The organism is Streptomyces boninensis (genome assembly GCF_048572725.1).
GTDB lineage: Bacteria > Actinomycetota > Actinomycetes > Streptomycetales > Streptomycetaceae > Streptomyces > Streptomyces boninensis.
In genome coordinates this window covers 2,741,644-2,754,266 of the sequence record NZ_CP183837.1, presented here as the reverse complement: position 1 = coordinate 2,754,266, position 12,623 = coordinate 2,741,644, and the positions used below count along the sequence as shown (strand labels likewise).

Here is a 12,623-nt window from a genome sequence, read left to right as displayed (position 1 = left end):
CCTACGTGGGCCCTAGCCGCCGGTGACCTTCCGGTACGCGATCTCCGCGAGGCTCGCCTGGCCGGTCTTGCTCGGGTGGAAGTAATCCCATTTGCTCAGGTCGGAGGTGCTGAAGTCGTACTGGAAGGTGGCATTGCCGTCGAAGCGGCAGAGCGAGACCTTCCCGCACTCCTCCTTCAGCACCCGGTTGAACTCCCGCACCCGGTCCACCACCCGCCCGCGCCGGCCGTCGGCCGCGGTGGTCGTCGCGTCCGGCGACTTGAGCATCGACTGGCAGATGCCGAGCTTCCAGATCTGCTTGGTGACGGGGTTGCTCTTCCCGATCTGCCACAGCTGCTCCAGGTCCGGCACGCTCGCCACGTACACCTGCGTCTTGGGCAGCTCCTTGCGGATCGTGCGCAGCGAGTCGGCGACGGTGGTGCGGAAGGTGCCGACGGCGGTCATGGTGGCGGTGGTGGGGCGGCAGGCGTCGTTGGCGCCGATGAGGATCGAGATGAGCTCGGGTTTTTTTGCGATGGCCTCGTTCGCCTGTACGGGGAGGTCGTCCACTTGCGCGCCCGTACGGGCGAAATTCCAGCGCTGCTTCGCGCCCAGTCGGGCGGCGAGGCTGTCGACCTGGGCGTCGGTGCCGGTGGCCCAGGAGACCTGCGGGCAGTCGGCGAGCGGCCGGCAGGCGTCGAAGCCGCGGGTGATGGAGTCGCCGAGGGCGGCGACGGAGGCGGGGCGCGGCTTCCAGGCGGGCTTCGGTTTCGGCTTGGGCTTGGGCTTCGGCTGGGCTTTGGCCTGATTCTCCTGCCCCGGGCCGCTGTTGGCGCGGGAACCGCCGTCGTCCGACGAGCCGTCCGTACACGCCGAGAGGGTCAGCGCGGCGGCGGCGATGGCGGCGACCGCGGTCGTGGTGGCGCGGGATCCGGTGGGACGGCGCGTACGGCGCATGCTCGTCCGGCTCTCCCGCATCCCTGTGCCCCTCTCGGCCGCTCAGGTCTCCCCCGATTGGAGGTCAGCTTGTCCCACTACGAACGGTACGGCACACGGCGCGGCCCGGGGCACGGTAGCTTTTCCCTGGCCGCTTGCTGCCAGCACAATTACACCCCGTCACACAGTGTCCTGTTTACGGAGATTCGCCCCCCGATGGTGTTTACTCTTAGCAACCTCGGGAACCGCCGCAGGCCCGTCTCGATTGGGAGGTCCCGGTGACGACACGTGGAGTTCTCTACGTACACTCCGCGCCGCGCGCGCTCTGCCCGCACATCGAGTGGGCGGTGGCAGGCGTGCTGGGCGGCAGGGTCAGTCTCGACTGGATCCGCCAGCCGGCTTCGCCGGGCATGTGGCGCGCGGAATTCTCCTGGCAGGGCGAGCCGTCGACGGCGTCCAAGCTGGCGTCGGCTTTGCGCGGCTGGCACCTGCTGCGCTTCGAGGTGACGGCGGATCCGACGGCGTCGGGGGAGGGCGAGCGCTTCTCGTCCACGCCGGAGCTGGGCATCTTCCACGCGGTGACGGGCGTCCACGGCGACATTCTGATTCCGGAGGATCGTTTGCGCGCGGCAATGGCGCGCAGCGCGCGCGGCGAGTCCGACCTGGAGGCTGAGATGGAGCGCCTGCTGGGGAAGCCGTGGGACGACGAACTGGAGCCGTTCCGCTATGCGGGCGAGGGGGCGCCGGTGCGGTGGCTGCATCAGGTGGTGTGACCCACCCACCCACCCGTTGCTCGGTGCGACAGGAATAGGCGGGCTAGCAATCCGGCACGCAGTGCACAGCGGCCAGGCGGCCAGGCGGCCACGTGGCCAGGCGGATAGGTGGCGGCTGCCAGCGGGAGCGCATGCGGCAGCGGAAGCCCGTACGTCAGCGGAGCCCATGCACCAGTGGAAGCCCATGCACCAGTGGAAGCCCATGCGTCAGCGGGAGTCGTGCGTTGGCGGGAGCCCGTACGGCAGCGGGAGCCCGTAGGGCGGCGGGAGTCATGCGGTAGCGGAATCCCGTACGGCAGCGGGAGCCTATGCGCCAGCGGGAGTCGTGCGTCGGCGGTTGCCCGTATGGCAGCGGGAGCCCGCGCGGCAGCGGGAGACCGTACGGCAGCGCTGAGGTGCCGCGCCCGCGTCGAGGTCCTGCGCCCGCGTCGAGGTCCCGTGTCAGCGCTCAACTGGCCACGCTCTCCAGCAATACCGCACGGAGGAACGGGCGGGTGGGTGGGCCTAAGTCCCACCCACCCAAGCGCAGGCGGTCAGACCGACCGGAAGGCCAGCACCACGTTGTGCCCACCAAACCCGAACGAGTTGTTCAAGGCAGCGATGCGCCCAGACGCAGGCAGCGCTCGCGCGTCGTCCCTGACGACATCCGCGTCGACCTCCGGATCCAGCTCCGTGACATTGATCGTCGGCGGAGCCACCCGATTCTTCAGCGCCAGCACACACGCCACCGACTCGACGCCCCCCGCGCCACCCAGCAGATGCCCCGTCATCGACTTCGTAGCGGAGATCGCCATGTGATCGGCCTCCGCGCCGAAGACCTTCCGAAGCGCCTTGATCTCCGCGACGTCGCCCTGCGGCGTCGACGTGGCGTGCGCGTTGATGGTCACGATCTCCGGCACGTCGAGGTCCGTCGAGTCGATCAGGTTCTGCAGCGCGTGCGCGATGCCGTTGCCGGACGGCTCCGGCTGCGTGATGTGGTGGCTGTCCGCGGAGACACCCTGGCCGACGGCCTCCGCGTACACCGTCGCGCCGCGCTTCGCCGCGTGCTCCGCGGACTCCAGCACGATCACGCCGGCGCCCTCACCGAGGACGAAGCCGTTGCGCGAGACGTCGTACGGACGCGACGCGCCCTGCGGGTTCTCGTTGTCCTTGGACATCGCCATCATGTTGCCGAAGGCGGCGATGGGCAGCGGATGGATGGCCGCCTCCGTACCACCGGCGACGACCACGTCGGCGCGGCCCGTACGAATCATCTCGATCGCATAGCCGATGGCCTCGGCGCCGGACGCACAGGCCGAAACCGGCGTGTGCACACCCGCTCGCGCGTTGACCGCGAGGCCGACATTCGCCGACGGGCTGTTCGGCATCAGCATCGGGACCGTATGCGGGGAGACCCGCCGCGCGCCCTTCTCGCGCAGCACGTCGTACTGGTCGAGAAGCGTCGTCACGCCGCCGATGCCGGAGGCGATGACCGCGCCGAGGCGGTCGGGGTTGACGGCGGCGTCCTCGCCGGCCTTGGCCGAGAAGCCGGCATCCGCCCACGCCTCGCGGGCCGCGATCAGCGCGAACTGCGCCGAGCGGTCCAGCTTGCGGGCCTGCGGCCGGGGGATGATCTCGCCGGGCTCGACGGCGATCCGCGCGGCGATCTGTACCGGCAGCTCCGCGGCCCAGTCCTGGTCCAGGTGGCTGACGCCGGACGTGCCGGCGAGCAGGGCCTCCCAGGTGGATGCGCTGTCGCCACCCAGCGGTGTGGTTGCGCCGATACCGGTGACGACCACGGTGCGATTGGTCGCGTTCACAGGAATTGTGCTCTCCGTAAGTTGTGATGGGGAGTGACTACGGCGCTGCCGACCCGGGAGCCGGGCGGGGTTCCGTCCGGTCCCGGGTGGCGACAGCGGGGTGCGCCAGAGCTCAGCTCTGGTGCTGGAGGATGTAGTTCGTCGCGTCGCCGACGGTCTTGAGGTTCTTGACGTCGTCGTCGGGGATCTTCACGTCGAAGCGCTCCTCGGCGGCGACGACGACCTCGACCATGGACAGCGAGTCGACGTCCAGGTCATCGGTGAAGGACTTGTCCAGCTGGACGTCCTCGGTGGGGATCCCGGCGATCTCGTTCACGATCTCGGCGAGACCGGCGACGATCTCTTCCTGAGTGGCGGCCATGATGGCGCTCTCCTTCTTGTGTGCTTCTCTTCGGGTGAGGGTGGTGCGGTACGGGTCGGTTGCTCGAGTACCGGCTAAGGGAGGGTAACGACCGTCGCGGCGTAGACGAGCCCCGCCCCGAAGCCGATGACGAGGGCGGTGTCGCCGCTCTTCGCCTGCCCGGTGGCCAGCATCCGCTCCATGGCAAGGGGGATGGAGGCTGCGGACGTGTTGCCGGTGGTCTCGATGTCGCGGGCGACCTCGACATGCTCCGGCAGTTTCAGAGTCTTCACCATCGAGTCGATGATCCGCATGTTGGCCTGGTGCGGGATGAAGACATCGAGGTCGGCCGCCGTTATGCCGGCGGCGTCCAGGGCCTGCTGGGCGACCTTGGCCATCTCGTACACGGCCCAGCGGAAGACCGTCTGGCCCTCCTGGGTGATGGCGGGGAACTTGATCGCCCCGTCCTCGTCCAGCGGCAGCAGCCCGAGGTCGCCGACGCGGAACTTGTCCCAGCCCACCGTCTGCTTGATGGTGGTGTTCTTGTCGCCCTCCGAGCCCCACACCGTGGGGCCGATGCCGGGCTCCTCGGCCGGGCCGACGATGACCGCGCCCGCGCCGTCGCCGAACAGGAAGGCGGTGGCCCGGTCGGTCTTGTCGGTGAGGTCGGACAGCCGCTCCACGCCGACGACCAGCACATGCGAGGCGCTGCCCTCGACGACGAGGCCCTTGGCGAGGGTGAGGCCGTAGCCGAAGCCCGCGCAGGCGGCGGAGATGTCGAAGGCGGCCGGCTTGCCCGCGCCGAGCGCGTGGGCGATCTCGGTGGCCACCGACGGGGTCTGCATGAAGTGCGAGACCGTGGAGATGATCACGGCGTCGATCTGCTCGGCGGTGATGCCGGCGTCGGCGATCGCCTTGCCCGCGGCCTCCACCGACATCGCGGCGACGGTCTCCTCGGGCCCCGCCCAGTGGCGGGTGGCGATCCCGGAGCGGGAGCGGATCCACTCGTCGGAGGAGTCGATGGTCTTGAGGATCTCCTCGTTCGGCACCACCTGGACCGGGCGGTAGCCGCCGACGCCCATGATCCGCGCGTACGGGGCGCCCTTCGGCGGCTTGATCTTCGACGTCACGACGCGCTCTCCTCGGTCTCCGCGATCAGGGCCTTGGCCTTCTCGATGTCGTCGGGCTTCTTCAGCGGTACGGCCGTGACGCCCGGCAGGGCACGCCTGGCGAGGCCCGTCAGCGTGCCACCCGGCGCCGCTTCGACCATGCCAGTGATGCCGCGCTCGGTGAAGGTCTCCATGCACAGGTCCCAGCGCACGGGGTTGGCCACCTGGCCGACCAGCCGGTCCACGATCTCCAGGCCGCCCGCGGTGCCTTCGAAGACCTGGCCGTCCCGGTTCGACACGAACGGGAGCTGCGGGTCGGAGGGGACCAGCCCGGCGACCGCGGAGCGGAGCGTGTCCACCGCCGGGGCCATGTGCTCGGTGTGGAAGGCGCCGGCCACCTTCAGCGCGATGACGCGGGCCTTCTCGGGCTTGTCCTCGGTGAGGGCGGCGAGCTGCTCCATGGTGCCCGCGGCGACGATCTGCCCGGCGCCGTTCATGTTCGCCGGCGTCATACCGAGCTTCTCCAAGTGCGCCACCACGTCGGCCGGCTCCCCGCCGAGGACCGCGGCCATGCCGGTCTCGGTGACCGCGGCCGCCTCCGCCATGGCCTGCCCGCGGATGGTGACCAGCTTCATGGCCTCCTCGTCCGTCAAGACCCCGGCGAGCGCGGCGGCGGTGTACTCGCCGACGCTGTGCCCGGCGACCGCCCCGACGGCGCTCAGATCGTCGCCGAAGAGGGCGTACGCGGACACCAGACCGGCCGCGACCAGCAGCGGCTGGGCCACAGCCGTGTCGCGGATCTCGTCCGCGTCGGCCTCGGTGCCGTAGCGGATCAGGTCCAGGCCGGACGCGGCGGAATACGCCTCCATCCGGTCACGGACGCCGGGGAGGTCGAGCCAGGGGGTCAGAAAGCCGGGCGCCTGAGCGCCTTGGCCGGGAGCGACGAGTACGAGCACCCTCACACCTTCTCTTGTGCGAGGTCCTGTCCGCCCGTGCGGACCGGGACGAAGAACCTCGGGGGCAGTTGTCGGGGTCTGACAAAAGTTTACGTCTGGGGCTCGCCCTCTGTCAGGCGGCCCAAGATCAGCGCGATCCGCAGCGTAAACGCCGAGCGCACGTCGGACGGCGACCAGCCCGTGACGTCGGTCACACGTCGTAGCCGGTAGCGGACGGTGTTGGGGTGGACGAAGAGCATCCGGGCGGCGCCTTCGAGGCTGCTCGCCTGTTCGAGATAGACGCTCAGCGTCTCCAGGAGAGCGGAGCCCGCCTCCTCGAGCGGTCTGTAGATCTCCTCCACCAGCTGGTCCCGCGCGCCCTTGTCTCCCGCGATCGCCCGCTCGGGGAGGAGATCGTCCGCGAGGACCGGCCGCGGGGCGTCCTGCCAGGCGCTCGATGCCTTGAGCCCGGCGGCGGCCGCCTGCGCCGATTTCGTAGCCGCGATGAGGTCGCCGACGACCGGACCTGCGACGACGGGTCCCGGCGCGAATGGACCGATGAGGGATTTCGCGGCCTTGAGCGGGTCCTCGGAGCCCCCGGCGATGACGACCAGGCGGTCGCCGAGGACGCCGGTGAGGACCTGCAGTTTGGCGTGCCGGGAGGCGCGGCGGATGGCCTCGACGGTCAGCTCGCTGTCGCCGTCGGGGGCGGTGCCGAGGACCACGCACACGTGCTCGGGCGCGGACCAGCCGAGCGCTGCGGCGCGGGAGAGGGCGCCCTCGTCGGCCTCGCCGGACAGCACGGCGTTGACGACGAGCGATTCGAGTCGGGCGTCCCAGGCGCCGCGGGCCTCGGCGGCCTGGGCGTACACCTGGGCGGTGGCGAAGGCGATCTCGCGGGCGTAGACGAGGAGGGCCTCGCGCAGCACGGACTCGTCGCCGGGGGCGGCGACGTCGTCGATCGCGCTCTCCATCACCTCGATGGTGGTGCGCACCATTTCGACGGTCTGGCGCAGGGTGATCGCGCGGGTCAGCTCGCGCGGGGCGGTGCCGAAGACGTCGGTCGAGATGGCCTGCGGGGTCTCCGGGTGGCGGAACCACTCCGTGAACGCGGCGATGCCGGCCTGCGCCACGAGGCCGATCCAGGAGCGGTGCTCCGGGGGCATCGCGCGATACCAGGGCAGCTGCTCGTCCATTCGGGCGATAGCACTCGCGGCGAGCGAGCCCGCCGACTTTTCCAGGCGGCGGAGGGTGGCTGCGTGCGAGTGAGCTGCGCTCGGCTTGGGCGGTTTCGGCGTATCGGTGGGCTCAGGCACGATGTCTAGCCTGCCCTATGCGGGTCGTGTGGTGGTGCTCGGGTAGGTCTCCCGGCCGCCGGAAACGCCCCGGGCCCACCCGTCCCGCCCTGCGGGACGCCTGCCCCCGGAGGCGCGTCGGCCCTTCCCGGCTTGCGGGGCGCGCTCCGGGGACGACGGGGACACGCGCTCCCGCGGGGGACGACGTCGGCCGCCGGAAACGTCCCGGGCCAGCCCGTCCCGCCTTGCGGGACGCCCTCCCCCGGAGGCACGTCGGCCGCTTGCGGGACGCGCTCCGGGGACGACGGGGACACGCGCTCCCGCGGCGGACGACCGGGACACGCGCTCCCCCCGGGCGGCCGGGATACCCCCCCGGAGCGACAGCAACGGGCGGGTGGGTGGGAAGAACCGCAAACAACGCCGCGGCGATGCGCCGCAATCGCACCCATTCGGCGTACCGTATCCGCGTGATTCAGGTACGTCGCAGTGAAGGCCGATATCGCGGGGGCGATGAGGCCGCGGGCATCGAGTCGTGGCATGCGTTCTCGTTTTCCGGTTTCTACGATCCGGCGAACGTCAGGTTCGGGGCCCTCGTCGCCTGCAATGAGGAGCGCCTCAAGTCCGGCGCCGGCTTCGCCGAGCACAAGCACCGGGACATGGAGCTCGTCACCTGGGTGATCGAGGGCGAGCTCACGCATCGCGACTCCAAGGGCCGCACCGAAGTCATCCGCCCCGGCGATGTGCAGCGGCAGAGCGCGGGCCGCGGCATCCGCCACATCGAGCGCAACGACGGCGAAGCCCCGCTGCGCTTCCTGCAGATGTGGCTGATGCCGCGGGAGTTCGGCGGCAAACCGGAGTGCGAGGTGGTGCGCGGCATCGCCGACGGCACCCCGTACGCCGTCGAACGGGCCGGCGCGATACTCCACGTCCGCCGCCTCCGCGCCGCCGAACGCACCGCCCTGCCCGCCGCCCCCTGGGTGTACGTGCACGTGGTGCGCGGCATGATCGAGCTGGGCGGCGAGTTCGTGCACGAGGGCGACGCGGTGCGGCTGGCCGGCTGCGAGCAGACGGAGCTGACCGCCGAGAGCGCGGCCGAGGTTCTCGTGTGGGAGATGCGGACGGGGCCGCAGGAGGCGGATTAGGGCCTAGGCGTCTTCGTCCGGCGCCTCGGACACATCCGGTACGTCCTCCACGAGCTCTTCCTCAAGCTTCTCCTCGTCGGAGCTCAGGGCGACGAGAACCCCCGCCGCGACCACGACCCCCGCGACGACAAGCAGTCTGCTGAAGCGCATTCCGAACCCCATGACCGAACTCCCCTTTCGGTAGGGACCGTTGGCGCGCCTCAGCCTAGCGAGCGGGAGGCGAGCTCCGCGAGCACCGCGTCGGTGAAAGGCGGCCACGCCTGCACCGCCCACTCGCCGAAGGCGCGGTCGGCCAGCGCCACGCAGGCCGCCCGCGCGTCTGGGTCGACCCACAGGAAGGTGCCGGACTGGCCGAAGTGGCCGAAGGTGCGGGGCGAGGAGGAGGTGCCGGTCCAGTGCGGCGACTTGTGGTTGCGGATCTCGAGGCCGAGGCCCCAGTCGTTCGGGTTCTGGTGCCCGTATCCCGGGAGTACGCCCTTCAGGCCCGGGTGCACGACGGACGTCGCCTCCGCGTGCAGCTCCGGCGAGATCAGCCGCGGCGCCAGCAGCTCCGCCGCGAACCGCGCCAGGTCGGCGGCCGTCGACCAGCCGTCCTTCGCCGGGGAGCCCTCCAGAGCGGTCGCCGTCATGCCGAGCGGCACGGCCACGGCCTCGTGGAGATAGTCGGCGAAGGGAATGTCCGTGGCCTTGGCGATGTGATCGCCGAGGACCTCGAAGCCGGCGTTGGAGTACAGCCGCCGGTCGCCGGGCGGCGCGAAGATGCGATGCTCGTCGAAGCCGAGCCCCGAGGTGTGGGCGAGCAGGTGGCGCACGGTGGACCCCGCGGGCCCGGCCGGCTCGTCCAGCTCGATCGCACCCTCCTCGACGGCGACCAGCGCGGCGTACGCGGCGATCGGCTTCGTCACGGAGGCGAGCTGGAACCGCTGCTCCTGCGGCCCGTGCGCGCCGGCCACCGTACCGTCGGCGGTGACGACCGCGGTCGCGGCGGTGGTGACGGGCCAGGTATCGGTCATCAGCAGGCTCTGCATACGGCCGAGCCTAGACGAGTGGGTCCGGGCACCCGCACGCCCGCCCTTGCTTAGAGTGCACTCAAGGTCAGTAGCGTCGGAGGCGTCCGGAAGAGGACGGCGAAGGGGGCAGGGATGACGATCACGCAGCAGACGGCGGCCGAGGAGAAGGTGGACACCTGCGCCACCGAACGCGCCTACCCGCTGCCCGCGGGCCGCGGCGGCTACACGATCAGCGAGGTGGTCACCCACACCGGCCTCTCCGCCCACACCCTGCGCTGGTACGAGCGGATCGGCCTGATGCCGAACGTCAGCCGCTCCCACACCGGCCAGCGCCGCTATTCCGAGGCCGACCTGGGCTGGCTGTCCCTCGTCGGCAAGCTGCGGCTGACCGGCATGCCGGTCGCCGACATGGTGCGCTACGCCGAGCTCGTACGAGAAGGCGAGCACACCTTCGCGGAACGGCAGGACCTGCTCACCCGGCACCGCGAGAACGTGCGCCAGCACATCGCGGAGCTGCAGGACACCCTCGCCGTACTGGATTTCAAGATCGAGCACTACGCCGACGCCCGCCGGGCGTCCGAAAGGGTATGACGCGATGAGCACAATCGAATCGGCACGCCTCGGCACCGCGGGCCCCGAGGTCGGCGTGCAGGGCCTCGGCTGCATGGGGATGAGCTTCGCGTACGGGCCGACGGACGCCGACGAGGCGCGGGCCACCCTGGAGCGGGCGCTGGAGCTCGGCGTCACGCTGTACGACACCGCGGACATGTACGGGATCGGCGAGAACGAGAAGTTCATCGCCCCGTTCATCCAGGCCAACCGGGACCAGGTGACCATCGCCACCAAGTTCGGCATCGTGCTGGACCCGGACGACCCGAGCAAGCGCGGCATCCGCAATGACCGCGACTACATCCGCGCCTGCGTGGAGGGCAGCCTCCAGCGCCTCGGCGTGGACGTCATCGACCTGTACTACATGCACCGCCGCGATGTGAACGTGCCCATCGAGGACACCGTCGGCGCGATGGCGGAGCTCGTACAGGAAGGCAAGGTCAAGCACCTCGGCCTCAGCGAGGTCACCGGGCCCGAGCTGCGGGCCGCGCACACGGTGCACCCGATCGCGGCGCTGCAGTCGGAGTGGTCGGTGTTCTCCCGCGACGTGGAAAAGACGGCGGTGCCGGCGGCCGCGGAGCTCGGGGTGGCGTTCGTGCCGTACTCGCCGCTCGGCCGGGGCTTCCTGACCGGGGCGTTCGTGAAGGCGGACGCGGAGCTGTCGAAGGACGACTTCCGGCAGACGATGCCGCGCTTCACCGGCGAGAACGCCGAGAAGAACGCGGAGCTGCTGGCCCCGCTGCGGCAGATCGCGAACAGCCACGGCATCACCCTCGGCCAGGTGGCCCTGGCGTGGGTGCAGCAGCAGGCGGCGCTCCACGACCTGCCGGTGATCCCGATCCCGGGCACGCGCAAGCGCACCCGCGTGGAGGAGAACACGGCGGCCACCCGCATCACCCTGACCGAGGCGGAGCTGGCGACGCTGGCGCCGATCGCGGGGCAGGTGGCCGGGGGGCGGTACGCGGACATGGCGTTCACGTCGGCGGGGCGGGAGTAGCCCGGGCCCGGGAGCAATCCCTGCTACCCGACCCCGAGTTCGCGGACGGGCAGGAACCTGGCGCGCTTCAGGTCCGGCCCGTCCGCGGTGCCGGGGATCACGTAATAGCCGTGCTCCTCGCGGGGCTTGAAGAAGCCGCGGTAGCCGATGAGGAGCTCGGCGTATCCGTCCTTGTCGAGGTCGGCGCCGGCGACGTCCCAGCCGAGCTTGTCCTCGTCGGACGGGAACTTCGGGCTGCCGCCGCGGATCTTCAGGCCGTCGCGGTCGATGCGCAGCGCCTCGTCGTAGCCGTCCGGGCGGGAGAGCCGCACCAGCACCCCGCCGGCCGGCGTGTCGTCCGGGTCGCTGGTGATGAGGTCGTCGGCGCCGTCTCCGTTGAGGTCGGCGCCGGGCACCCGCGGGCAGGCGCCCATGGTCGTGTCGTCCTCGACGGCCGGCAGCGTCTTGGTGCCGCGGGGGCCGGGGCCCGCGGGGGAGCCGTGCAGGACCGTGCCATCGCGCTGCAGCAGGTCGGCGTAGCGGTCCTGGTCGAAGTGCCCGGCGCACAGCAGCCGCCGGTCCTTGTCCCGCAGCTCCGCTTCCCGGTCCTGGGCCAGTGCGGCGGTCTGGGGACCGCTGATCCCCGGCGGTACGGCGGCGAGGCCGAGGCCCTCGCGGCCGCCGCGGTAGAAGCGGGTGTCCTGCAGCCCGGCGGGCACCTGCATGGATTCGTACGGCGGGCCGTCCTCGTCCTCGCCGCCCCGCGACAGGAAGCTGCGGGTGACGAGGTCGTCGCGGCGGTCGCCGTCGAAGTCGCCGACGAAGAGGCCGTACGACTCGTCGGGGGCCAGCCAGCCTTGCTGGGAGCCGTCGAAGGACTGGGTGTGGTCGGGCTGCCCGGTGCGGGAGAACGGCCCGTACTGGATCTCGACGCAGTGGGTCTTGCGCGCCACGCCCTCGTAGAACACGCCGAGGAGCTGGCCCTCGCGCACCGCGACCAGGTCGAGGGCGCCGTTCCCGTCGAAGTCGCCGGCCGCCTGGACGGGCGCGCGATCGGCGGGCAGCCGCAGGGATGTGGGGCTGGTCAGCTTGCCGTCGCCCCAGAGGATGCGCTGGTCGGTCCAGCTGCGGTCGCGGCCGTCGGTGCGCGGCGTACGGATCAGCAGGTCGGCGTGGCCGTCGCGGTCCAGGTCGCCGGTGAACTGATTGACGCTGCTGCCGGTGAGGTCCCGGAACTGGTGCTTCGGCTCCAGCCCTCTGGCCCGGGTGCTGAGGGAGACGCTGCGGCCCGGGCCCTTGGCCGAGCCGAGCAGCAGCGAGCGGTTGTGCAGCCAGCCGCCGCCCTCCTTCGGCCGGTACCAGGCGTTGAGGTGGACGTCCGGGTAGCCGTCGCCGTTGAAGTCGCCGCGGCCGGTGGCGGCGCGGGCGGGCGGCTTCGCCGGGCGGGCGGCGGCGCGGGGTGGCGGCTCGCAGGTCGTCGGCTGCGGCTTGGTGCGCGGCGCCCGGTCGTGCTCGCCCGGGCCGGCGCCCGGGATGCCGATGGGCCGGTCGTCGTCCTCGCCCCAGAAGGCCTGGTAGAGCAGGACGTTGGCGCCCACGAGCGCCAGGGCCATGACGGCGATGACGGTGAGCCGAAGTCGCGACATGCCGCAAGTTTCCGCCGAGATGCGGAGATTGGGCAGCTCGGGCTCGTATCGGATCGGCTACGACCTTAAGGCCC

At 71.3% G+C, this 12,623-nt stretch carries 13 protein-coding genes; 4 read left to right on the top strand and 9 right to left on the bottom strand.

The window, feature by feature from the left end; translation table 11 throughout:
- Positions 1 to 12: 12 nt before the first annotated feature.
- Entirely contained in the window at positions 13 to 936 is a 924-nt protein-coding gene (locus ACNNMR_RS12470; protein ID WP_419994648.1) for a GDSL-type esterase/lipase family protein, read from the bottom strand.
- A 257-nt stretch (positions 937 to 1,193) separates the two neighbouring features.
- On the opposite strand from ACNNMR_RS12470, the gene ACNNMR_RS12465 reads away from it, so the two are divergent.
- Positions 1,194 to 1,688, top strand: a complete 495-nt coding sequence (locus tag ACNNMR_RS12465; RefSeq protein ID WP_419994647.1) for a DUF3145 domain-containing protein — start codon at positions 1,194 to 1,196, stop codon at positions 1,686 to 1,688.
- Between the two features lie 533 nt (positions 1,689 to 2,221).
- On the opposite strand, the gene ACNNMR_RS12460 is transcribed toward ACNNMR_RS12465, so the two are convergent.
- The 5 genes from ACNNMR_RS12460 to ACNNMR_RS12440 all read right to left on the bottom strand — a co-directional run bounded on the left by ACNNMR_RS12460 (position 2,222) and on the right by ACNNMR_RS12440 (position 7,187).
- On the bottom strand, positions 2,222 to 3,487 hold the full coding sequence (locus ACNNMR_RS12460; RefSeq protein ID WP_419994646.1) for a beta-ketoacyl-[acyl-carrier-protein] synthase family protein: 1,266 nt from the start codon (positions 3,485 to 3,487) through the stop codon (positions 2,222 to 2,224).
- Between the two features lie 112 nt (positions 3,488 to 3,599).
- On the bottom strand, positions 3,600 to 3,848 hold the full coding sequence (locus ACNNMR_RS12455; RefSeq protein WP_419994645.1) for an acyl carrier protein: 249 nt from the start codon (positions 3,846 to 3,848) through the stop codon (positions 3,600 to 3,602).
- Positions 3,849 to 3,922: 74 nt separating this feature from the next.
- Entirely contained in the window at positions 3,923 to 4,957 is a 1,035-nt protein-coding gene (locus tag ACNNMR_RS12450; protein WP_419994644.1) for a ketoacyl-ACP synthase III, read from the bottom strand.
- Positions 4,954 to 5,892 carry an ACP S-malonyltransferase gene (locus ACNNMR_RS12445; protein ID WP_419994643.1) on the bottom strand — a complete coding sequence of 313 codons (939 nt, stop codon included), beginning with the start codon at positions 5,890 to 5,892 and terminating at the stop codon, positions 4,954 to 4,956. The genes ACNNMR_RS12450 and ACNNMR_RS12445 overlap by 4 nt, the downstream gene beginning before the upstream one ends.
- A gap of 89 nt (positions 5,893 to 5,981) precedes the next feature.
- Positions 5,982 to 7,187, bottom strand: coding sequence for a PucR family transcriptional regulator (locus ACNNMR_RS12440; RefSeq protein WP_419994642.1), 1,206 nt, complete (start codon positions 7,185 to 7,187; stop codon positions 5,982 to 5,984).
- 446 nt (positions 7,188 to 7,633) lie between these two features.
- Here ACNNMR_RS12440 and ACNNMR_RS12435 point away from each other — a divergent pair, with 446 nt between their 5' ends.
- On the top strand, positions 7,634 to 8,308 hold the full coding sequence (locus ACNNMR_RS12435) for a pirin family protein (protein ID WP_419994641.1): 675 nt from the start codon (positions 7,634 to 7,636) through the stop codon (positions 8,306 to 8,308).
- A 3-nt stretch (positions 8,309 to 8,311) separates the two neighbouring features.
- Here ACNNMR_RS12435 and ACNNMR_RS12430 read toward each other — a convergent pair whose 3' ends face one another.
- Complete coding sequence (locus ACNNMR_RS12430; protein WP_419994640.1) at positions 8,312 to 8,458, bottom strand: hypothetical protein; 147 nt, start codon at positions 8,456 to 8,458, stop codon at positions 8,312 to 8,314.
- 50 nt (positions 8,459 to 8,508) lie between these two features.
- Entirely contained in the window at positions 8,509 to 9,336 is an 828-nt protein-coding gene (locus ACNNMR_RS12425) for a serine hydrolase domain-containing protein (RefSeq protein ID WP_419994639.1), read from the bottom strand.
- A gap of 114 nt (positions 9,337 to 9,450) precedes the next feature.
- Between ACNNMR_RS12425 and ACNNMR_RS12420 the strand changes: the two genes are divergently transcribed.
- Both ACNNMR_RS12420 and ACNNMR_RS12415 read left to right on the top strand, forming a co-directional pair.
- Entirely contained in the window at positions 9,451 to 9,909 is a 459-nt protein-coding gene (locus tag ACNNMR_RS12420) for a MerR family transcriptional regulator (RefSeq protein WP_419994638.1), read from the top strand.
- A 4-nt stretch (positions 9,910 to 9,913) separates the two neighbouring features.
- A complete protein-coding gene (locus ACNNMR_RS12415; protein ID WP_419994637.1) occupies positions 9,914 to 10,924 on the top strand; it encodes an aldo/keto reductase in 1,011 nt (336 codons plus the stop codon).
- Positions 10,925 to 10,947: 23 nt separating this feature from the next.
- Here ACNNMR_RS12415 and ACNNMR_RS12410 read toward each other — a convergent pair whose 3' ends face one another.
- The gene (locus ACNNMR_RS12410; RefSeq protein WP_419994636.1) at positions 10,948 to 12,549 is read right to left on the bottom strand and encodes an FG-GAP repeat domain-containing protein; all 1,602 of its coding nucleotides are present in this window, start codon (positions 12,547 to 12,549) and stop codon (positions 10,948 to 10,950) included.
- Between the last annotated feature and the right edge of the window lie 74 nt (positions 12,550 to 12,623).

Coding starts and splice junctions, on each gene's coding strand:
- ACNNMR_RS12415 (WP_419994637.1), top strand. CDS start 9,914: ATGAGCACAATCGAATCGGCACGCCTCGGCACCGCGGGCCCCGAGGTC.
- ACNNMR_RS12420 (WP_419994638.1), top strand. CDS start 9,451: ATGACGATCACGCAGCAGACGGCGGCCGAGGAGAAGGTGGACACCTGC.
- ACNNMR_RS12425 (WP_419994639.1), bottom strand. CDS start 9,336: ATGCAGAGCCTGCTGATGACCGATACCTGGCCCGTCACCACCGCCGCG.
- ACNNMR_RS12410 (WP_419994636.1), bottom strand. CDS start 12,549: ATGTCGCGACTTCGGCTCACCGTCATCGCCGTCATGGCCCTGGCGCTC.
- ACNNMR_RS12430 (WP_419994640.1), bottom strand. CDS start 8,458: ATGCGCTTCAGCAGACTGCTTGTCGTCGCGGGGGTCGTGGTCGCGGCG.
- ACNNMR_RS12470 (WP_419994648.1), bottom strand. CDS start 936: ATGCGCCGTACGCGCCGTCCCACCGGATCCCGCGCCACCACGACCGCG.
- ACNNMR_RS12455 (WP_419994645.1), bottom strand. CDS start 3,848: ATGGCCGCCACTCAGGAAGAGATCGTCGCCGGTCTCGCCGAGATCGTG.